This window comes from Bifidobacterium sp. LH_230, assembly GCF_056357555.1.
This window is the reverse complement of the sequence record NZ_JBKEWJ010000007.1, coordinates 63,978-85,814: the sequence shown is the minus strand read 5'-3', so window position 1 is coordinate 85,814 and position 21,837 is coordinate 63,978. Positions and strand designations below refer to the sequence as shown.

The 21,837-nt window shown below is 62.4% G+C and carries 13 protein-coding genes and 1 pseudogene; 5 read left to right on the top strand and 9 right to left on the bottom strand.

Translation table 11 applies throughout. The features are described 5' to 3' along the window. Window positions 1–135: 135 nt before the first annotated feature. The 5 genes from AC1A0G_RS04885 to AC1A0G_RS04865 all read right to left on the bottom strand — a co-directional run bounded on the left by AC1A0G_RS04885 (window position 136) and on the right by AC1A0G_RS04865 (window position 9,194). A complete protein-coding gene (locus AC1A0G_RS04885) occupies window positions 136–5,334 on the bottom strand; it encodes an acyl-CoA dehydratase activase-related protein (protein ID WP_476527971.1) in 5,199 nt (1,732 codons plus the stop codon). A gap of 173 nt (window positions 5,335–5,507) precedes the next feature. Beyond that, the gene (locus AC1A0G_RS04880; protein ID WP_476527969.1) at window positions 5,508–5,714 is read right to left on the bottom strand and encodes a hypothetical protein; all 207 of its coding nucleotides are present in this window, start codon (window positions 5,712–5,714) and stop codon (window positions 5,508–5,510) included. 215 nt (window positions 5,715–5,929) lie between these two features. Then, entirely contained in the window at window positions 5,930–6,772 is an 843-nt protein-coding gene (locus AC1A0G_RS04875; protein ID WP_476527967.1) for a carbohydrate ABC transporter permease, read from the bottom strand. A 1-nt stretch (window position 6,773) separates the two neighbouring features. After that, a complete protein-coding gene (locus AC1A0G_RS04870) occupies window positions 6,774–7,760 on the bottom strand; it encodes a carbohydrate ABC transporter permease (protein ID WP_476527965.1) in 987 nt (328 codons plus the stop codon). A gap of 189 nt (window positions 7,761–7,949) precedes the next feature. After that, entirely contained in the window at window positions 7,950–9,194 is a 1,245-nt protein-coding gene (locus AC1A0G_RS04865; protein ID WP_476527964.1) for an ABC transporter substrate-binding protein, read from the bottom strand. Between the two features lie 382 nt (window positions 9,195–9,576). Between AC1A0G_RS04865 and AC1A0G_RS04860 the strand changes: the two genes are divergently transcribed. Next, window positions 9,577–11,124: a glycoside hydrolase family 31 protein gene (locus AC1A0G_RS04860; protein WP_476527962.1), complete on the top strand. Its 1,548-nt coding sequence runs from the start codon at window positions 9,577–9,579 to the stop codon at window positions 11,122–11,124. Between the two features lie 156 nt (window positions 11,125–11,280). After that, complete coding sequence (locus tag AC1A0G_RS04855) at window positions 11,281–12,333, top strand: LacI family DNA-binding transcriptional regulator (RefSeq protein ID WP_476527960.1); 1,053 nt, start codon at window positions 11,281–11,283, stop codon at window positions 12,331–12,333. Window positions 12,334–12,520: 187 nt separating this feature from the next. Here AC1A0G_RS04855 and AC1A0G_RS04850 read toward each other — a convergent pair. Beyond that, window positions 12,521–12,661 (bottom strand): annotated as a pseudogene (locus AC1A0G_RS04850) (anaerobic ribonucleoside-triphosphate reductase activating protein); the annotation flags it as partial. A gap of 244 nt (window positions 12,662–12,905) precedes the next feature. Here AC1A0G_RS04850 and AC1A0G_RS04845 point away from each other — a divergent pair. Then, window positions 12,906–14,180: an MFS transporter gene (locus AC1A0G_RS04845; protein ID WP_476527958.1), complete on the top strand. Its 1,275-nt coding sequence runs from the start codon at window positions 12,906–12,908 to the stop codon at window positions 14,178–14,180. 115 nt (window positions 14,181–14,295) lie between these two features. Here AC1A0G_RS04845 and nrdG read toward each other — a convergent pair whose 3' ends face one another. After that, the gene (nrdG, locus tag AC1A0G_RS04840; RefSeq protein ID WP_476527957.1) at window positions 14,296–15,009 is read right to left on the bottom strand and encodes an anaerobic ribonucleoside-triphosphate reductase activating protein; all 714 of its coding nucleotides are present in this window, start codon (window positions 15,007–15,009) and stop codon (window positions 14,296–14,298) included. A 236-nt stretch (window positions 15,010–15,245) separates the two neighbouring features. Further along, entirely contained in the window at window positions 15,246–17,642 is a 2,397-nt protein-coding gene (gene nrdD / locus AC1A0G_RS04835; protein WP_476527955.1) for an anaerobic ribonucleoside-triphosphate reductase, read from the bottom strand. Between the two features lie 315 nt (window positions 17,643–17,957). Here nrdD and xseA point away from each other — a divergent pair, with 315 nt between their 5' ends. Together xseA and AC1A0G_RS04825 are read left to right on the top strand one after the other, a co-directional pair. Next, on the top strand, window positions 17,958–19,208 hold the full coding sequence (xseA, locus tag AC1A0G_RS04830; RefSeq protein WP_476527954.1) for an exodeoxyribonuclease VII large subunit: 1,251 nt from the start codon (window positions 17,958–17,960) through the stop codon (window positions 19,206–19,208). A gap of 292 nt (window positions 19,209–19,500) precedes the next feature. Then, window positions 19,501–19,791 (top strand): exodeoxyribonuclease VII small subunit, encoded by a 291-nt coding sequence (locus AC1A0G_RS04825; RefSeq protein WP_476527952.1) that lies wholly within the window; start codon window positions 19,501–19,503, stop codon window positions 19,789–19,791. A gap of 874 nt (window positions 19,792–20,665) precedes the next feature. On the opposite strand, the gene AC1A0G_RS04820 is transcribed toward AC1A0G_RS04825, so the two are convergent. Next, complete coding sequence (locus AC1A0G_RS04820; protein ID WP_476527950.1) at window positions 20,666–21,757, bottom strand: endonuclease/exonuclease/phosphatase family protein; 1,092 nt, start codon at window positions 21,755–21,757, stop codon at window positions 20,666–20,668. Window positions 21,758–21,837: the final 80 nt, after the last annotated feature.

Genomic DNA, 21,837 nt, shown 5'->3' with positions numbered 1-21,837 from the left:
CCGCGGCGGTGAGCTTCTCGTGAGCCTTCTTGGCTGAGCCGTCAAGCGGACAGTGCAGTGCACTGTCCGTAGGCGAAGTGAGCGGGTTGCAGGACAGGCAACCCGCGAAGGGCGGCCAAGCTACGCAACCACGGACTAATCCGCGGCGGTCAGCTTGTCGTGGGCCTTCTTGGCCGCCGCGATCATGAGCTTGATGCGGTTGAGCTGGTTCGCCTCGGAAGCACCCGGATCGTAGTCGATGGAGACGATGTTGGCCTCCGGATGCAGGCGACGGATCTTGCCGAACATGCCGCGGCCGGTCACGTGGTTCGGCAGGCAGGCGAACGGCTGCGCGCAGATCACGTTCGGGCATCCCTGTTCGATCAGTTCGAGGATCTCGGCCGTGAGCAGCCATCCTTCGCCGGCCTGTACGCCGATCGACGTGACCTCGGCCGCCTTCTTGACGAGTTCGGGCATCGGATCGTCCTGCTTGAACTTGCCGTGGGCGAGCGCGATGGCTTTGCGGATCGGCGCGTTGTACCGGTCGAGCCCCCAGCGCATGAGCGCGTAGAGTCGCTGATTGCCGCCCATGCCGAGGTTGCGCTCGTTCCAGTCGGTGATGTACGGGCGGGTCGTCATGAACTCCATGATGCCGGGCACCACGGCTTCGCAGTCCTGTGATTCGATCACGTCGACCACGTGGTTGTTCGCGTCCGGCTGGTACTTGACGAGGATCTCGCCGACGACGCCGACGCGCACCTTGCGCGGAATGTCCTTAAGCGGCAGCGCGTCGAACGACTTGACGATCTCGGCCGCGATCACGTTGTATGGCAGGTACGCCTTCTTCAGCCACGGGGTCTTGGCCGCGGTCTTGGAGAAGCCGTGGTGTTCGAGCGTCTCGCGCACGATCACGTCCCACTGCTCGTACAGCTTGTTCGCCGCACCCGGCTCGACCTCGTACGGGCGCACGCGGTACAGGCACTTCATGAGCAGGTCGCCGAGGATCAGCGCCTTGATCGCGCGGTGCAGCATCGCCGGCGTGGCCTTGAAGCCCGGATTGTCCTCCAGGCCTTGCGTGGAGATCGCAATGACCGGGATCTGCGGGTATCCCGCGTCGATCAACGCCTTGCGGATGAGGCCGAAGTAGTTGGTCGCACGGCACATGCCGCCGGTCTGCGTGATCGCGAGCGCGACGTGGTCGGGATCGTACTTGCCTTGGATGATCGCGTCGATGAGCTGTCCGATGACCATGATGGCCGGGTAGCAGGCATCGTTGTTCACGTATTTGAGTCCGGTTTCGACGTCCTCGCGGCTGGCGTGCTTCAAGATGTCGAACTTGTAGCCGCCGGAGCGGATGACCGCCTCGACGAGGGACATGTGGATCGGGCTCATCTGCGGGGCGACGATCGTGTAGTCCTTCTTCATGTTCTTGAGGAACTTCTGGCGGTGCGCGTAGCGCGACATGGTCGCGTTGTTGTGGCCGGACTTGGACGGTTTCTTGGCCTTGGCGGACTTGCCGTCCGTGCCGGATTGAGCCGCGGCCGCCTCGATGTCGCGCTGCGCGGCGAGACGCGAGGCGCGACGCACCGATTCGGTGAGCTTCGGATTGGCGGCCATCGTCGTGTCGAGCAGGACCTGACGGCCCGGGGTCGGCGCGGCCGAACCGGTCTTGCGGAAGCCGGTCGACGTCGGCGCACCGGACGGAACCGTATCGTCGGCGGTGATGGCCGAATCGGCGGCCGCGCGCTTCGCCTCCGCGGCCTTGACCGCGGCCTGTGCGGCGGCGAGCTGTTCCTTCGCCGCCTGAAGCTGCGTTTCCGCAGCGGCCAGATCAGCCTGCGCCTTGGCCTGTTCGGCTTCGCGCGCCTTGATCTCGGCCGCGGACGGACCGTCGACGATCAACTGGTCCCGCTTGCCGACGGACTGCGCACCGGCAGCACCGGCAGCAGCCGTACCAGCACCGGCCGCTGCGGACACCGCCGCAACCGCCTTCGCCTTGTTGCGTTCGCGTTCCTCGACCGCGGCCTTGAGCGAACGCAGTCGGATCTTCGCCGCGCCCAGATTCGACACCTCGTCGATCTTGAGCAGCGTATACACGTCAGCCTTGTCCGCGAGGATCTCCGACACCTGGTCGGTGGTAATCGCATCGAGGCCGCAGCCGAACGAGTTGAGCTGCACGAGCTCGAGTCCCGGATACGAGGCGACGAAGTGCGCCGCCGCGTACAGGCGCGAATGGTACGCCCACTGGTTGGTCACGCGCAGCGGCATGCGGTTGACGCTCACCTTGCGGTCGCCGACGTGACGGAACCCGTTCGCGTTCTTCTTGCGCGGATCCTCCTCGCCTGCGGCCAAGAACTCGGTCAGATCGAGCTTTTCGCCCGGCTGCAGCTCGCAGATCGAATCCTCCGACAGCACGACCATGCCGAGCGAGCAGATCGTCTCGGGGATGCCGTGGTTGATCTCCGGGTCGACGTGGTACGGGCGGCCGGCGAGCACGATGCCGCGGCAGCCGTGCTCCTTCATATAGGCGAGCGCCTTCAGGCCTTCCTGCTGCACGTCGTTCTTGAACACCTTGTCCTCGGCGTACGCGGCCTTGACCGCAACCTCGGCCTCCTCGCGCGTCACGTTGGCCCACGCGAACTCCTCGACGATGCGGTCGACCATGAGCTCGTGGTTGGCGAGGTTGAAGTACGGGTGCATGTAGCGCACGCCGTCTTCGCGCAGTTCGGGCATGTTCGCGCCGACGACGAGCGGATAGTTCGCCACGACCGGGCAGTTGTAGTGGTTGTCGGTGTTGGGCACGAGGTTGTCCTCGTAGCTCACGCACGGGTAGAAGATCGTCTTGATGCCCTTGTTCAGCAGCCACTTGATGTGGCCGTGCACGAGCTTGGCCGGGTAGCAGATGTTCTCGGAGGCGATCGATTCGATGCCGGTCTCGAACAGTTCGTGCGAGCTGCGGCCGGAGATCATGACCTTGAAGCCGAGCGAGGTGAGCAGCGTGAACCAGAACGGGTAGTTCTCGTACATGTTGAGCGCGCGCGGGATGCCGATCTCGCCGCGCGTGGCCTTTTTGTCGGTCAGGCGGCGGTAGGCGAAGCAGCGCTTGTACTTGTAGTCGTACAGGTTCGGACGGTCGGAGCGCTGCTTCTTCGCGTCGCCGCCGCGTTCGCAGCGGTTGCCGGTCACGAAGCGCGAGCCGTCGGAGAACGTGGTGATGGTGAGCTTGCAGTGGTTCTGGCAGAGCTTGCACACGTCGCGTTCGGTGGTCATCGACATGGTGTCGAGCGCTTCGCCGGTCAGGATCGATGATGCGGTGTGGTGCACGCCGTCGATCACGACCTCGTGCTCGTGGCCGGCGGCGGTGTCTGCCGCATTGGTCACGTCGACTCCGGCCATGTCCGCGTTCGACTCGACCGACGATCCGTCCGCGAGCACATGCTCATGATCGTCGTCGGCGACGTCCTCGTAGTGCATGCGTGCGGTGAGCGCCGCGCCGTACGCGCCCATCAATCCGGCGATGTTCGGTCGGGTCACCTTGCGTTCGGTGAGCAGCTCGAACGCGCGCAGCACGGCGTCGTTGAGGAACGTGCCGCCCTGCACGACGACCGTATCGCCGAGTTCGCCGGAATCGCGCAGTTTGATGACCTTGTACAGCGCGTTGCGCACGACCGAATAGCACAGGCCTGCGGCGATGTCCTCGATCGAGGCACCTTCCTTCTGCGCCTGCTTGACGGACGAGTTCATGAACACGGTGCAACGCGAACCGAGATCGACCGGATGGGTGGAGGCGAGCGCCTTCTGCGTGAATTCCTGGATGGTCAGGCCCATCGACATGGCGAAGGTCTGCAGGAATGAGCCGCAGCCGGACGAGCACGCCTCGTTGACGGCGATCGAATCGATCACGCCGTCGGTGATGGCGAGGTACTTCATGTCCTGGCCACCGATGTCGATCACGGCCGTGACGCCGGGGCTCACCATTTCGGCGCCGCGGTAGTGTGCCATCGTCTCGACCACGCCCTCATCGAGATGGAGCCCGGTGGTGATCAGGCCCTCGCCGTAGCCGGTCGCGCAGGATCGCGCGATCCATGCACCTTCCGGCAGCTGGGACTGGATCTTCTTGACGATGTTGATGGCGGCCGTCAACGGGCTGCCTTCGTTGTTCGCGTAGGAAGACCAGACGATCTCGCGGTCGTCGTTGACGAGGGTCGCCTTGATGGTGGTCGATCCCGCGTCGATGCCGAGAAAGTGGGGCCCACGCGCGCCGTCGAGCGTGCCGATGTGGATGTGCTCGCGGTGGTGGCGCTCGTTGAACGCCTCGCGGTCGGCCTCGGTCGGGAACAGTGGCGGCATGGTGGGCGTGTTGGACGGGAGGTTCTTGAGCTCGTCGAGTCGCTTGAGAATGTCGTCGCATGTGCGCGCCTCGAAATGGTGGCCTTCGTCGTCGGTGTCCATGTCGGCCTGCAACGCGGCACCGTACGCGACATACAGGTGCGCGTTGGTCGGCACAATAAACTCGTCGACCTTGCCGTCGAGCGCGCGCTGGAACGCGGCGCGCAGCTCGCTCATGAAGAACAGCGGGCCGCCGAGGAAGATGACGGTGCCGTGGATCGGGCGGCCGGAGGCGAGGCCGGCGATGGTCTGCGTGGCGACGGCCGTGAAGATCGACGCGGCAAGGTCGGGCTTGGCCGCGCCGTCGTTGATGAGCGGCTGCAGGTCGGTTTTGGCGAACACGCCGCAACGCGAGGCGATCGGATACAGGTTCTCGTAGCTTTTCGCCATCTCGTTGAGGCCCGAGGCGTCGGTGTCGAGCAGCGTGGCCATCTGGTCAATGAACGCGCCGGTGCCGCCCGCGCACGAGCCGTTCATGCGCTGTTCGGGGGTGGGCTTCAGATACGTGATCTTCGCGTCCTCGCCGCCGAGCTCGATGATGACGTCGGCTTGCGGGTATTCCTTGTCGATCGCCTCGGTTTCGGCGATGACTTCCTGCACGAACGGCACGTGCATGCTGTCGGCGAGCGCGAGGCCGCCGGAGCCGGTGATGGCCAGGCGGATCGGTTCGTCGCCGCGGCCTCGTGTTTCGAGTTCCTTGCGAATGTCGACGAGCAGTCCCGCGACGGTGGCGCGTACGTTGGCATGGTGACGGCGATAGTCGGAGAAGATGGTGCTGGACAGCGAGTCGGACTGACCCAGCACCACGGCTTTGACGGTAGTGGAGCCGATGTCGAGCCCCACGCGCAACGGCTTGGCGTTCCCCGATGCGACTGCCGCGACCGCGCTTGCCTCCGACGCGGTGTTCACGCGCGCGTTCGCGGTGCGGGCGGCGTCCGTGGTCACGTTCGATGCGGTGTCAACCATGTATTCCTCTTAGCTTCGGCCTCCGGGATAATCGCCCTCTCACACACCGCAAGGCATCCCGAACCGTTTCGGACGGCTGGCAGACACCCTGCGGACGGCTTCGCCCGGCTACTTCTCGCCCTAAGAATAGTCCGACCACCTGCCCAACATGACGTCCCGCAAGGTGATTTCGCTCACGGGAAGCACGTTTTCCAACACTTTTCAAGATATTGACGGTGCTTCTGTGCAGAACGTCCATGATTCACGGACAACCGTTGCCAGACATAGGTGGCGGCGGAGGCCTGATGCGGGAACGGCCAGCGGTCGCCCATGTACATCGCAATCTCGCCATGCCCGGTGTGCACCGGCAGCACGTACAGCGTCTGCGAATTGCAGGTCATCGCGCCTTCCGGCCATGGTCGTCGAACCACGGTACTCCGCTGATGATAAGTGATTGCCGCGGCATAGCTTCATCTCCTTGAACGCAAAGCCGCCTTCCCGGTAGCACCGTCGACACCGCCGGACGGCACACACCGGAAAGGCACTGCTCAGAAATGGAACCAATCATGCGCAGGATGGTTCCGGAAAACCGCAAGGACCAATCTTGCCTCCCGAATCACCCCTTCACCGATCCGGCAACCAGTCCGGAGACAATCCACTTCTGGCAGAAGATGAAGAAGACGAACACCGGAACCAGCGCGATCACCGTGATTGCCATGAACGCCGGCCAGTTGGTGGTGAACTGGCTCATGGAGTTGAACACCTGCAGGATGATCGTGCGATTGTCCGTGGAGGACAGGAACACATTCGGCTGCAGGAAGTCGTTCCACGTGGACAGCGTCTGAAACACGACCACGGTCGCCAGAATCGGTGTGATCATCGGAAGGACGATCTTGTAGTAAATCTTGAACGGGCCGGCACCGTCGATGCGCGCCGCTTCCAGCACCTCCATCGGCAGCTTGCGCATGTATCCGACGATCAGGAAGTAGCAGAAAATCGAGTTGACCAGATACAGCGCGATCAGGCCCCACAATGTGTTGACGAGATGGAGATTGGCCTCCATGCGGTACTGCGGGATCAGCGTGGCCTGCAACGGGATGCAGAAGGCTATCATCAGCACGGCGCCGACTCCGGCAGTGAACCAGCTTTTACGCAGGATCATGCCGTATGCGGCCAGGGAACCGATGAACAGCTGAAGGAACACCGCCACGACCGTGACGATCAGCGAGTTCAGGAAACTACGGGCGATCGGCAGGTTGGCGAAAGTGTCGATGTAGTTCTGGATGGACCATGTCTCAGGCAATCCGAACGGAGACTTCGCCATGTCGATGGAGGTCTTGAACGAATTGATGATGATGTAGTACAGCGGGAGCGCCATGATGATTGCCACGACGTTGATGAGGATTGTACGCACCCACACGCCGATCTTCGCCCTGGTGCTTGGCTTGAGCTTGTTCATATTACGCAAACCTCCTAGAGATGGCACTGGTGAGTGCCGTCTGTCCGAGAACCACGATCAGGCACGCCAGTGTAAACAGCACTGCCAGCGCCGAACCGAGACCGTACTGCGACTGCGAAATACCATGGACGATAATCGCCTGGGTGATGGTGTTGGTGGAATATCCGGGGCCACCCTTGGTCATGCCGAAGGGCAGGTCGTACACCTTCAGGCCGTTGGTGATGAGCAGGAACGTGGAGACCACGATTCCGGGAATGAGCTGCGGCAGCGTGATGTGGATGAACTTCTGGAATCCGCTGGCACCGTCGACGGCGGCCTGCTCGTAAAGATCTGCGGGAATCGCCTGCAGATACGCCAGATACAGCGTGGCATGCCAACCCACAGCAGCCCAGATGGCCACGAAGATCACACAGCCACGAGCCAAGGTCGCATTGGACAACCACGGAATGGAATCCAGCCCCATCGACACCAGCACGGAATTGAGTGCGCCCGTCTTGAGCGGGGAGAGGATGAAGCTCCACACCATACCCAGCACAATCAGCGAAGGAACTCCAAGGAAGAAGAACAGGGAGCGGGCGAACGAGCGGCCGTAGAACTTCGTGTTGAGCAGCACCGCCAGAGGAATGGCGATAATCGTGGTGATCAGCGTGGTGGCGAGCGCGAACAGGATGGTGAATCCCAGGCCCACCAGCAGGGAGGGATCAGTGAACACCTTGCGGTAGTTGTCGAAGCCGACGAAATTCACATTGGGGTTGAATCCGGTGTAGTCGGTAAAGGAGTAATACACCGTCTGGATCAAGGGGATCAGCGTCAGCACGACGAACACCGCGAGGACGGGGATCAGGAATCCGGTGGACGATGCCGATTCAACGAATCCGCGGGTTTTATACCATGGCGTCTTGCGAACGCCATCACGTCCACCGACTGTAACGTCGCCGCTGCTGTCGGTCTGCCGCACCACTGCGGGGTTGCATGTTTGTGCCGTCATGTCTTAATTGCCTTTCCATAAGGAATGAGTCGGGGCGAAGCTTCTCTGGCGTAAAGGAGAGGAGAATCGTCAGGAGGTTCGCCCCGGCCGGAGCGGCGACGCGCATCGGAGCGTGGAAGCTCCGCACCCAGAGAACCGGTCGCCGCTGATTTGCGCATTCGCTTTGATTGCGCATTCACACCAATCGCGTTACTTGGCGTTGGCCTTCCAGGTCTCGTCCATGTGCTTGGCCACCGAAGCGGCGTCCGTGCTGCCCTGGATGAGCAGCTGCCATTGGGAGGTCATCTCCGTGGCCATCACGTTGCCGTTCTGGGACCAGTTGGTCCAGTAGTACTTGCCGGTGGTCACGTACTCGTCGTAGATGTCCTGCAGCTGCGGAGCCACATCGGCGGCGTATTCGGAGGAGACGGAAATCTGACCGATGTTCTTTTCCTCAAGCTTGAGGCCCTCTTCGGAATTCATGAAGCTAAGGAACTTCTCGGCAGCCTTGAGCTTATCGCCATCGATCTTCGAGGAGATGGCGAACGGGGAGTCCGGACCACCGCCCACGTACGGTTCGCCGCCTTCCACCGCGGGGAACGGGGCGGTGGCGTAGTCGACGCCAGAGGAGTTCAGATCAGGGAAGTCCCACGGGCCGGAACGGAACATGGCCAGCTGGCCGGTCATGAATTGCTGCTTGATCTGGTCGTTGTTCACGCCCACGACCTCCTTGGGCATGGTGCCGGAGTCGATGAGCTTCTGCCATTCCTTGATGATCGGGGTCCACTGCTTCTCGAAACTTCCGCCTTCGCCCATTTCCGGCCATTCGCTGGTATCGATGCCCTGCTTGGCGTAGTAGCCGCCAAGCATCGGCTGGAACGAGCCGGAAACGACGGTCGGATCGTCCATGTACGGTGTGATTCCTGCTGCCTGCAACTTCTTGCCCAGCTCGCAGAACTCGTCGATCGTCTCAGGCACGGAATCGTATCCGACCTGCTTGAGCAGGTCTTTGTTATATACAATGACGCCGACCCATGCGGTGGGGCTCATGCCATAGACCTTGCCGTCACGGGTATAGAGGTCCTTATTGGTGTCCGGAATGGAATCCATGAACGGCTCATTAGTCAAATCCTTGGCCAATCCGGCGTCCAGCACTTCATTGCGCGTCTCGATGGACATGTGGAACACATCGGGCAGCTGGTTTCCTGCGGCACGTGCGGTCAGCGTCTGCGCGTAATCGGCGGCTTCGCCCTGCGCGGTGCTCAGATCGACCTTGATATCGGGATTGGCTTTCTCGAACGCCTCGATGATGGGCTTGACCTGATTCTCGTTGTTCCATGAGAAGTAGGTGATGGTGGTTTTGCCAGAATCAGCTGTTCCACTACCGCATGCGGCCAAAGGAACGATCATCGCCGCTGCCGCTACAGCCGCGATGACGGTCTTGGAGAACTTCATGGTGTTTCTTCCTTCCTGCGACACCCGCTTTGGTGTCGCCAAGAACGTTAATCAAGTTCGGCTCGAACCTCGGGGCCACTATGCCCCTCCATTGTGCACCGTCTTGATTTGTTAATACGTATGAGTAACTACGTGACTTCAGTATGCCACCAAGGGGCACTGACGGCAAAACGGCGTGTCGCAATAACACCATTCACATGAAACCTCACAATAAAGCCATTAATTGACGTCAGACAGCACAGCAATTACCCTCCGGGCTACCCGCAAGAAATCACGCCACGCCGGAATTTGTAAATCGGTACCTTCGTCGTAATAATACGTATTAGATACACGCGGCACCGCAGCTGCGTCAGATGTTTACCGCACATAGGAAAGACCGATTATGAACAACACGGCTCAATACACAACAATCGATCTGCTGCCCGATGAACGCTGGTGGGGAGGCAGGGCCGCCGATGGCCGCTTCATGCCGTTCGGCGCACAACCGTTCTCCTGCGACCTGGCCACCTGGAAGCACGAGGACGGCCAGCTGCCCGAAGCCTCGAACCAGAGCGCGCCATTGCTGGTCTCCACCTGCGGCCGGTATATATGGTGCGACAAGCCGTTCACGTTCTCCCTTGAAGGCGAACACCTGACCGTACAGGCCGATCATCCCGTCACCGTGCACGGCGATGGCGACGGCACGTTGCGAGACGCCTTCCTCGCCGCAAGCCGGAACCACTTCCCCCCGTCCGGCGCGACTCCCGCCAAGGCCATGTTCGCCAAGCCGCAATACAACACGTGGATCGAAATGCCCTATCGCCCGACCCAGCAGGCGGTGCTTGCCTACGCCGACGCGATGCTGGCCGCCGACATGCCCCCGGGCGTGTTGATGATCGATGACAAGTGGAGCCCCGACTACGGAACCTGGACCTTCGACCCATCCACGTTCCCGGATCCGCAGAAGATGCTCCGCCAGTTGCACGGCAAGGGATTCGACGTCATCGTCTGGCTGGTGCCGTTCGTCAGCCCCGATTCCGCGGTGTTCCGCGAGCTCGAGGCACGCGGGCTCATGCTGCGCGATCGCCACGGCCGCACGGCCATCCGCCGCTGGTGGAACGGTCTGAGCGCCGTGCTCGACCTGAGCAACCCCGAAGCGCGGCAGTGGATCCGCGACCGGCTCGACGCACTGTGCGAGCTCGGCGTGGACGGCTTCAAGTTCGACGGCGCCGACCTGTATGACTTCCACGATGACGATCTGCCGTTCACTCCGATGACGTCCAATGACATGTGCGAACAGTGGGCCGCCATCGGCGTGCACTACCCGTTCAACGAGTTCCGCGCCTGCTGGAAGATGGGCGGCCAGCCGCTCGCGCAAAGGCTTCAGGACAAGCCCGCCGCCTGGGATGAGCACGGCATCGACTCGCTGATCCCGGAGATGCTGGCACAGGGCATGATCGGGCAGCCGTTCGTCTGCCCCGATATGATCGGCGGCGGCGAAGTCAACAGCGCCAAGCATTCGGACGTGGACCAGGAGTTCTTCGTCCGCTACGCGCAAATCGCAGAGCTTTCCCCGATGATGCAGTTCTCCACCGCACCCTCCCGCGTGTTGGACGCCGATCATCTCGAGGCCGTGCGCAAGGCATTGGCCATTCGCGAGGAATACCTGCCGACGATTCTGCGGCTTGCCGATCATGCGGCGCACACCGGCGAGCCGATCATCCGCCCGATGGCCTACCACTTTCCTGACATGGACACCGTCACCGACCAGTTCCTTCTGGGCAGCGACATCATCGTCGCCCCCTGCACGCAGCGCCATGCGGTCTCCCGGCGAGTATCGATTCCCGAGGGACGATGGCATGCGGATGACGGGCAGATCATCGAGGGCCCCACCATCATCGACACGCCTTGTCCAATCGACAGACTGCCGCGTTTCATGCGCGAAGACTGATCGCATGACCCGCAAAGCCCCCCTCAGTCGATCGGATAAAGCCAACCAAGAGACCGGCAACGTAAGGGGTTAGCCGCACGGGCTAATATCGAATAGCGGCGTGGCGACGACGCGACCGCCGGCGCATCCCGCCGAAATACAACGCAAGAGGACCTCATGACCACCAGACAAGCCGGAACCCGACCACCGACCAGCAAGGACGTCGCCGCCCTGGCGGGCGTATCCCAAAGCACGGTGTCGTTCGTCATCAACGGCAAGAACACCGTGTCCGAAGCGACGCGACGGCGGGTCGAGGATGCGATGCGCAAGCTCAACTACCAGCCGAACGCCGGCGCACGCACGTTGAAGACAAACCGCACCAACATCATCGCGCTGTTCGTGGAGATGAGCGAGACGATCGATGCCAATGAGACCACGCCGTACATCGACGCCATCGTGCGCAGCGCACGCGCACGCGATTACGACGTCATTCTCACCACCACGCACGACGGCGTGGCCGCGCTCAAACGCATGGCCGGCAAATCGATTTGTGACGGCTTTATTCTCATGGATGTCAGCCGCGAGGATCCCCGCATCCCTATCGCCGCCGAACTCAGCCAGCCCGTCACGCTCGTGGGCCGCGCCAACAACGCGCGCGGGCTGGACTGTGTGGACGCCGACGCCCGCAAGGCCGCACTGTTGGCCGTGGACGAGCTCGCCGACACTGGGCATCACCATGTGACGATGGTCGGTACGCAACTGGGTAGCGACCCGAATGAATACAACTTCGTCGACGAGTTCTACAGCACCGCACACCAACGCGCGGACGAACGCGGGCTCGGATTCTCCATAGTGCAACGACTCGGCGAAGGATGGTCCGGCATCGAGAAGACCGTCGATCAACTGCTGCTGCATGCCGACGATCGGCTTGGCATCATCGTCCGTCAGCCCCAACCGACCGAATGGCTGCTGCGCACGTTGCGTCGGCACGACGTGATTCCCGGGCAAGATGTCTCCGTGGTGTCGTACTGCTCGGACTACGCCGCAACATCATTCGAATGGCAGGTCACCAACGTATCCACCACGCCCGAACAGTTGTCCGAGCGAGCCGCCGGCCTGCTCTTCGACCGTCTCGAAGGCAATCACGACCGTGATGCACGGTGCGAGCTGATCGCGCCGGCTGGCATCACGCGACGCGCCACCACCATCGATTGGAACACCCACAGGTAGTCCGACGTAGCGGATACCTTCGCGTTCTACGGGTTTTGCGGCATGCGCCTTCCATAATCACCCAAGAGAGCACTTAGCTTCATGGATGGTGATGAAGCTATACCTTGCTCTCCACCATATGAAGACCGGCTCTCACGACAGAGGAACTCATGATTCCCCCGGCGCGAATTCGCCTCCCGGCTATCCGTCAGGAGGCTTGGCTGCCTTCGCCGGCCTCGCGGTCCTTCAAGTAAATTTCAGGGATGTCGCGTTCCCGATCATGAAGTTTGGCCCAAATGATCGGCTTGCATGCCTCCAGCGACTTGGGCACGTCAAGGATGCGCTGGTTGGCGGTCACGGGATCGCGTCTTCACTGTCATCATCGCGCCCACCGCCATAAGTTCAACATTTTGCAACTTTTGTGCACAAAATGTCACAGCATGTCGTATGATATATCATGTAAATGTTTACGCAAACATCATCAATAAACATAACGAACTTGATAACAAGCCCGACAAATAGAAGAAGAATGCCGTATGTCATCCCAAACAGTACCGTCAGCAGGCAACGGATCTGATAACGCAACCACATCAATGGAGATCGCCGAAAGCAAGCCCGCGTACGGCGTCACCAACGACCAGCAGCCCACGCTGCCCACCCGCCTCGGCGCCGGTCTCCTCGTCGGCCCGGCCTGCTGGATGCTCGCCTACGTCGGCGTGTCCGCCACGCTGCTGCCCGCCAAGCTGCAGATCCTCGCGCCCAACCAGAAGGTCGCGCTCATCCCGCTGTTCTCGCTGGTCGCCATGATCGCCGCGACCATCTCCAACATCATCGCCGGCGCCCTGTCCGACATCACGCGCTCCCGCTTCGGCTCACGCTCCCCGTGGATCGTATGCGCGTCGATCGCCTGCGGCCTGTTCTTCGTGTGGTTCGCGTTCGCCGGCTCATGGCCGACGCTGCTCGTGATCTGGACGCTGTACAACGTGGCGCTCAACTGCGTGACCGCCCCGATGATCGCACAGATCTCCGACCGCATCGCCCCGCGCTGGCGCGGCACGATCTCCTCGTGCTGGGGCATCGGCATGGCCATCGGCAACTACGGTTCGGGCATCATCGCGTCGAGCTTCATCAAGGACAACACGGCCATCTCGACCGGCGTGCTCATCTTCGCCGTCATCGCGGCCGTCGGCGGCGTCGTCTCGCCGATCATCATGCGCGAGCCGAGCAACCTGAACGCCGCGCGCGCCAAGTTCGACGCCGAGTCGATCAAGCGCAACTTCATGTTCCCGACGAAGAACTGCCGCGACTACTATTTCGCGCTCGTCGGCAAGATGCTCATGGTGACCGGCCAGTACGTGATCGTCGGCTACCAGCTGTACATCTTCAGCGACTACATGAAGCTCGACGCGGACGGCCAGAACGCGGCACTGAAGATCATGTCGATGATCCTGATGGTCACGGGCATCGTGTTCTGCGTGATCGCGGGACCGCTCGCCGACCGGTTCCACCGGCTCAAGCTGCCGGTCGCGATCACGACGATCATGCTCGGCGTGGGTGCGTTCTTCCCGTTCTTCGCAGCCGAACCGTGGACGATGTACGCGTACGCGCTGGTGGCCGGCATCGGCATGGGCGCGTACAACGCGGTGGACGGCGCGCTGAACGTGGCCGTGCTGCCCGACCCGAAGACCGCGGCGAAGGACCTCGGCATCATCAACATGGCGAACACGCTCGGCCAGATCTTCGGACCGGCCATCGCCGGCGCGATCCTGACGATCTCCGGCAACGACTACCGCTGGATCTTCCCGACCGAGACGATCATCTGCGTGATCGGCGGCCTGCTGATTCTCGCCGTCAAGCGCGTGAAGTGAGCGACGCTCGGACGGACTTGCTTCCGCAGGTTTCCGTCATATGATGATGGCCCCCGCACACCTACCATGTGCGGGGGCCATCATCATATGTATTGCAGAAACGTTCGCGGATCGGTCACGACGACGATTGCGAGTCCTCGCCGGCCATGCGGTCCTTCAAATAGATTTCGGGGATGTCGCGCTCCTGATCGTGCAGGCCGGCCCAGATGACCGGTTTGCCGGCCGCGAACGAGGCGGGAACGTCGAGGATGCGCTGGTTCTTTGAACCGCGGAACTGCAACAGCGAATCGTGCTGCGACTTGATGTAGCGCCCGTCGACGAGGATGTCGATCAGACGCAGCAGATCGAGCTTGTCTTCGGTTTCGCCGGGCCGCATGAGTTCCTCCCACGTGTAGCCGGTCCAGCACCAGATGTCTTTCTCATGGCCGAATTCGGCGCGGATGCGTTCGGCGAGCGGCACGAGCACGGGCGTGTTGAGCAGCGGTTCGCCGCCGAGGAACGTGATGCCCTGCACCCACGGGGCGCGAAGGTCGTCGATGATCTTGTCTTCGAGACGCTGCGTGTACTCGTGGCCGGCCTGGAAGTCCCAGATGGACGAGTTGAAGCAGTCGACGCAGTGGAACGGGCAGCCGGACACGTACAGCGAATTGCGCACGCCCTCGCCGTCGGTGACGATGAACGTCTTGTAGTCGGCGATCATGCGCTTGGACATGCGACGCCCGTCCCACTGCCCCGCCCGAGGATTGTTCGCCTCCCCGGTCGGAATCGAAGGCCCACGGCCCGTCTCCCCCGCCGCAAAATCACGCAACGTCGGCGTCTTATCCACCATCGCACCGTCCTCTCACCCGTCGGTCTTGCGACCAATCGCAGCATACCGGTCAAACGTAACCGGCCACATAACTTTTTCCGCTCCCATCCAACCGTAACGTTGAGCGATACGCGTGTCCCCTCTGGGGTCTGGTATATGTTGATCGACCGTAAGACTTGGCCGAGCGGCCCGGAGCGTGTCGAACAACATATACCAGACCCCAGAGGGGACACAAAAGGCAATCGCGATACCAGTAGTTACTTGGCTTCTTCGAACCACTCGCGCGTCTGCCCATCCGCCAGCGTCACGTGGCCGGTCTCGCCGCTCATGTGCTTGACGCGGTGTGAGATCTCCTCGTGGCGGCCGTGCACCATCGGGCGCTGGACCGGGTTTCCGAGGTAGCCGCAGGTGCGCTTGGTCACGTTGCACTTGTCCGGGTCGGAGTTGCCGCACTCGGGGCACTTGAAGCCTTCGTCGGTCGGCTCGAAGTCGCCTTGGAAGCCGCACACGAAGCAGTGGTCGATCGGCGTGTTGGTGCCGAGGTAGCCGATGCCGACGTTGTAGGCGTAGTCCCACACGGCTTCGAGGGCCTTCGGGTTGTCCTGCAGGCACGGGTACTCGCAGTAGTTGATGAAGCCGCCGGACGCGTAGTACGGGAAGTCCTTCTCGTAGTTGAGCTTTTCCATCGGGGTCGGCTGCAGCCACACCGGGTAGTGGAACGAGTTGGTGTAGAAGTCGTGGTCGGTCACGCCTTCGACGCGGCCGAACTTCTCGCGGTCCATGCGGTTGAAGCGGTCGGTGAGCGACTCGGCCGGCGTGGAGTACACGGAGTAGTGGTAGCCCTCCTGCTTGCTCCACTGCTTGCACAGCTCGTTCATGCGCTTGACGATCGAGAGCGCGAACTCCTTGCCTTCCGGGTCCCAGCCGTGGTCGCGAATCCAGTTCTTGCCGTAGAACACGGCGGTCGTTTCCGCGAGTCCGATGTAGCCGAGCGAGACGGTGGCGCGCTCGTTCTTGAACAGCTCGTCGACGTTGTCGTTCGCGCCGAGGCGGCCGAACGCGCCGAAGCGGAACAGGGTCGGGGCGTTGACCGGCGTGGCCTGCTTGCAGCGCATGATGCGGAACTGCAGGGCCTGGTGCGCGACTTCCATGCGCTCCTCGAACAGCTTCCAGAAGCGGTTCTTGTCGCCGTGGGATTCGAGCGCGATGCGCGGCACGTTGACGGAGACGACGCCGAGGTTCATGCGGCCGTCTTCCTCGTCCTTGCCGGTTTCCGGGTTGATCCAGCCCTGCAGGAAGGAACGGCAGCCCATCGGGGCCTTGAAGGAGCCGGTGATCTTGACGATGTTCTCGTAGAACACGACGTCCGGGTACATGCGCTTGGTGGCGCATTCGAGCGCGAGCTGCTTCAAGTCGTAGTTCGGGTCGCCCTTGTCGGCGTTCACGCCGTGCTTGAGGGTGAACACGAGCTTCGGGAAGATGGCGGTGTGGTGCTCCTTGCCGAGGCCGCGGATGCGGTTGAGCAGGATCGCGCGCTGGATTTCGCGGGCGAACCAGTCGGTGCCGAGGCCGAAGCCGATCGTCACGAACGGGGTCTGGCCGTTGGAGACGCGGTTGGAGTTGATCTGGTACTCCATCGTCTGCATGGCGTCGTAGATGGCCTTGCGGGTGCGGATCTTGGCGAGGATTTCGCGCTCCTGCTCGAGCTCGTCGACGTCGTCGTGGAACGGCGTGTCCATTGGCAGCGGCTCGCGGGAGCCGAAGTGCAGCTTGGTCGGCTCGTTCTGCTTCGCGTTCTCGACCTGACGGCGGGCGAATTCGACCGGCATGCCGTCGGGGATGGTTTCGCGGGCCTCTTCGAGGAACTTCTCGTAGTCCTTGCGCGCGTAGACGGCGAGGTGCTCGTCGGCGCGGTTGGCGGTCTGGCCGCCGTACTGGCTGGAGGCCACGTCCTTCATGATCTGCGTGATCTGGGTGGCGGCGATGGCGATGGACTTCGGGGAGGCCATCGGCGCGTTGCCGAGCGTGAAGCCGTTGGCGAGCATGTCCCAGAAGTTGGGCAGCGAGCAGTTGGACTGCGCGGTGAACGGCGAGTAGTCGGCGTCGTGGAAGTGGATGTCGCCCTTCATGTGCGCGTTGGAGACGGCCGGCGGCAGCATGTTGAACGCGGCGGCCTTGGAGACGGCGCCGGCGAGCAGGTCGCGCTGCGTGGCGTACACGTTGGCGTCCTTGTTCGCGTTCTCGTGGATCAGGGTCGGGTCCTGGTTGATGAAGCGGGCGACGGCCTCGTTCACGTCAGTGGCCTTGGCGCGCTGGATGTCCTTGTCGAGACGGTAGTTGGTGTAGGCGCGCGCCACGTCGTACAGGTGCGCGTCGATGAGCGCATGCTCGACGAGGTTCTGGATGTCCTCGATCTTGGCCGGGCCGTTGTAGCGGCCCTTGATCTCGCCTTCGACCTGGTTGGCGAAGCCGCGGATCATCTTCTCCTCTTCGGGTCCGATCTGCTTGTCGAGGTCACCGAAGGCGGACTTCACGGCCTCGATGATGTTGATCGGGTCGAAGTCGACCACGCGACCGTCACGCTTCTCGACCAGCACCGCGCCCTTGGTGGTACGGGTGGTCGTCGAGGCGGTGTCCATCACCTGAGTTTCCATCTGAAATCCTTCCTGTCGTCTGGCCGTTACGCCCGGTTTTCGCCGGCCGGATCACAGCCGTTAAGTTTTAAGCCCTATGTACTGTACGGCAACCCCACCCCGATATCTAGTGGCGACTCGCCGGCGTGAACCTAGATATAGTGGTGAATGGCGGAATGACGCGGCAAATCGCAGTTGTGTGATTTATGCGACGAATTTTCCTCCGCGTGTCGCGCGCCGGGGCTTGCGGCCGCATGCCGGCGACGCGTCGTAAGGCTCGCGGGCGGCCGGGCCTTGTCCGTTATATAGGCGAATCTGGACCGTATGAACTGGGATATGGGAACCAACGTGACGGCACCGCAGCCGCTCGACCAGCTGCCGCGGCTTGCCAGCGAGACGACGGCGGAACGGCCGTGGCCGGTGTCGGTGCTGAGCCAGAAGTTCCACACCGCCGTGGAGAAGTGGCCGTCCGCGTGGATCTGCGGACAGATCACCGAGATCAACACGCGCCGCGCCGGCTCCGCATACCTGACCGTGCGCGACGATTTCGAGGACATCGCGATCTCCGTGTCCGGCTGGCGCGCGTTCGCCGCGCAGGCCGCCGCGTTCAGGCAGGGCGACCGCGTGGTGATCCACGGCAAGGCCGACATCTGGGTCAAGCAGACCCGACTGAGTTTCATCGGCGATGAGATCCGCAAGATCGGCTCGGGCGGCGGCTTGAAGGAACAGATCGACGAGCTGCGCAAGAAGCTCAAGGGCGAGGGACTGTTCGACGCGGACCGCAAGGTGCCGCTGCCGGAATTCCCGTCGTGCATCGGACTGGTCTGCGCACCGCAGGCCCGCGCGGAGGGCGACGTGATCACGAACGTGAACCTGCGTTGGCCGTCGGTGCGGTTCAAGGTCGTGCACGCGCACGTGCAGGGGCCGCAGTGCCCGCCCGACATCGTGGCCGCGATCCACAGGCTGGACGAGGACCCGGATGTGGACGTGATCATCGTGGCCCGCGGCGGCGGCGCGTTCGAGGATCTCATCGGGTTCTCGGACGAGTCGGTGGTGCGCGCGACGGCGGCCTGCGTCACGCCGATCGTGTCCGCGATCGGACACGAGGACGATTGGACGTTGATCGATCTGGCCGCGGACCTCAGAGCCTCGACGCCGACCGATGCGGCGAAGAAGGTCGTGCCGGACGTGCATGAGCAGTGGCAGCTGATCGACAATGCGATCCACCGGGCGCGCATGCGCATCGAGGCACGGGTCGAGGGCGAGATCCGACTGGTCGAAGGCTATGCGAACCGGCCGAGCCTGACGCGGCCGCTCACGATGCTGGAGCCGCATCAGCGGTTCCTCGATGACGCGCGGCGACGCATGGACATCGGCCTGACGCGCATCGTGGACGACGCAAGCCTGACGATCGAAAAGCTGCACGCCAGCCTGACCGCGCTGAGTCCGCAGTCCACGCTCGACCGCGGCTATGCGGTCGTGCAAACAGCCGGCGGCCACGTGCTCGATGATCCGGGCGCCGTCTCAAACGGCGACCCGCTGACCATCACCCTGAAGCACGGCCAGATCGACGCCACCGTCTCCTGACCCGCATCTCATCCCGGTAAGGAGCATCAACCACCGTATTCTTTGCCCCCCTCTGAAAGGAAGGCTGCCTATCAGTCAACCACCAGCCAGAGGCATCCCGGTCCCTTCCCCGAGGGGGCCGAAGTAATCGGGGAATCTCCCGCCACCCCCTTTCTCTTTGCTCCCCCTGAAGGGGGAGCTGTCAGCAAAGCTGACTGAGGGGGTGACACACCCGATACGCACACCCGTCGCAACGCCTACGAACCCAAACCATTCAACGCACACGCACCCAACAACCCAAAAGGAATCCATCATGACCGATAAGACCAACGAATCTACCACTTCCTCCCTGACCGACAAGGAGCGCGAGGCTATCGCGCAGATGCCGTACGAAGAGGCCCGCGACAAGCTCATTCAGGCCGTACAGGCACTGGAAGCCGGCGGACTGAACCTCGATCAGTCGATGCGCCAGTGGGAGATCGGCGAGGCGCTGGCCAAGCGTGCGCAGAGCCTGCTGAACGACGTCAAGGCCAAGCTCGACGCGGCGCAGGCCGAACAGGCCACCAGCGCCAATACCGCCGGCACGCAAAGCAATCTGGACTGAGTTCCCTTCGCGACTCGCTATCGCGGCCGCTCCCCTCGTCTGCGAACGATACGCGTCCGCTTAACGGCTCAGCCCAGTCGAATCTCAACTGAGTACCCTTCGCGGCACAGCCGCTCACTTCGCCTACAAACGCTACGCATTTGCTTAGCGGCTCAGCAGCCCGACCTGGTACTGTAAACTGACATGTCTTTGTTCTCGGCCCCCTCGGCTGAGGGGGCTGTCGGCGAAGCCGACTGGGGGAGCGTCAAACCCATCACATTACATCCAACAAAATCCTAGTCCAATCTGAACTGAATCCTTTTCGCGTCCGGAACCGCCCACTTTCTTTCTATAAGTGGACGGTTCCGGACGCGAAAAACAGAAAGTGGGTGTTTGCCTACCACGACAATCTTCAAATCGAGGTTTTCGTGGTAGGCAAACACCCACTTTCATATTCATGGTAGGGATTCGCCCACTTACGAAGTCCGCTCATGGCCGGTAAACACCCACTTACCGAATCAGCGTCCGGGAACACCCACTTGCGGCCGGCCTTCATGGTAGGCGAACACCCACTTATCCAATCCACGTCCGCAAACGCCCACTTACAGCCGCGTCATATAGTCCGCAACCACCCACCTACGGGCCATCCCCTGCGACAAGAACCGATCATGCGTCATCGTTCCGTCCGTCAACGCCCACTTGCAAACGTCTCTCACGCCAAAAGCCATCCGATCATCATCGCTCGTCCGCAATCACCCACTTCCAGACCATCCCTCACGGCAAAGATCGTCTGTCTTCCATCATCCCGCCCACAGACACCCTCCGACGGCAATTCTTCGTCGCAACCATCACCCGACCGCCATCACCAGCATCCGCAATCGCCCACTTATTCCATCTACTCCACCGCAATCGTGGCGAGCAGCGCGGCATGATCCGATCCTGCGATCTTCTTGACCTGCATCTGCCCGGCCACGATGCCATCGTCGAGCACGATATGGTCGATGCCCGCGAACCGCGGCACCAACGCACGGTCCGCCGGCCACGTGAACGTGAACCCATGCCCTGACTGCCGGGCCGCATCAGCGAACCGGTCCCCAAGGAACCGCCGGAACGGGGCGTGATCGTACGTCGCGTTGAAATCCCCCATGAACACGTACTGCGTATCCGTGTGCGAGCGCATCAGCGCCAGCTCATCCAGCGACCGCTTCCACTGCTTCCAATATCCGGGTTTCGGCGAGGTCGTGTGCACCGACACGAACCGGATCGGCACGCCGGAGCCGTCCGCTCCAGTAAACGTCACGGTGCCGCCCGGCATGAACGACGCACTTGAGTTCACATCGTCGTCGGCCGGGTCCGCAAGCGGCGTGGCCGACCATAATCCGTTGCCGTACTTGCCGTCCGAGGACGCGACCTGCGAATACGGCAGGTAATCGCCGATGCCGGCCTGTTCGAGCGCGGAGACGAACTCGTCGGTCGTCTCCTGCAAGGCGAGCACTTCGACGCGCTGGTCGCGCACCAACTCGACCACGGCCGCGGCATCGGCCCGCCCCTGATACACGTTGAACGTCATAACCCGCGCATACCGGTCACCCGTGTTCGCAGAAGCGCCCGATACGGCCGCACTCGCCTCGGCCGGCAACGTCTGCGACGCGCGGAAGAACGGATACTGCCACCACACCTGCGCCGCAAGGCACAGCACCGCGACCAACGCGGCGACCCAACGCCGCCCCAGCAACGCCAGCGCCAACGCCAGCGCCGCAACCAACGCAAACCACGGCGTGACGGAAACCAGCACCGGCATGTACGGCAATGCCTGCATGTCGGCCGGCAGCACGCGCGCGACCACGCTCACCGCGGCCGCTCCGGCGAACAGCCATGCGAACCATCCCGCGACGCGCGTACGCCATGACGGCTCCGGGTTACGGCCAGGCCTGCGGCCGGCAGTCCGAACCGGCTTTCTGGTTTGTCTTGTTTGCTTCCCATGCACGGCGACTACTGTAATGGACGTATGCCGCGAACGCCGCGTCCATCACGCGACCATTACCAATCATCCCCACGATCGTTCCT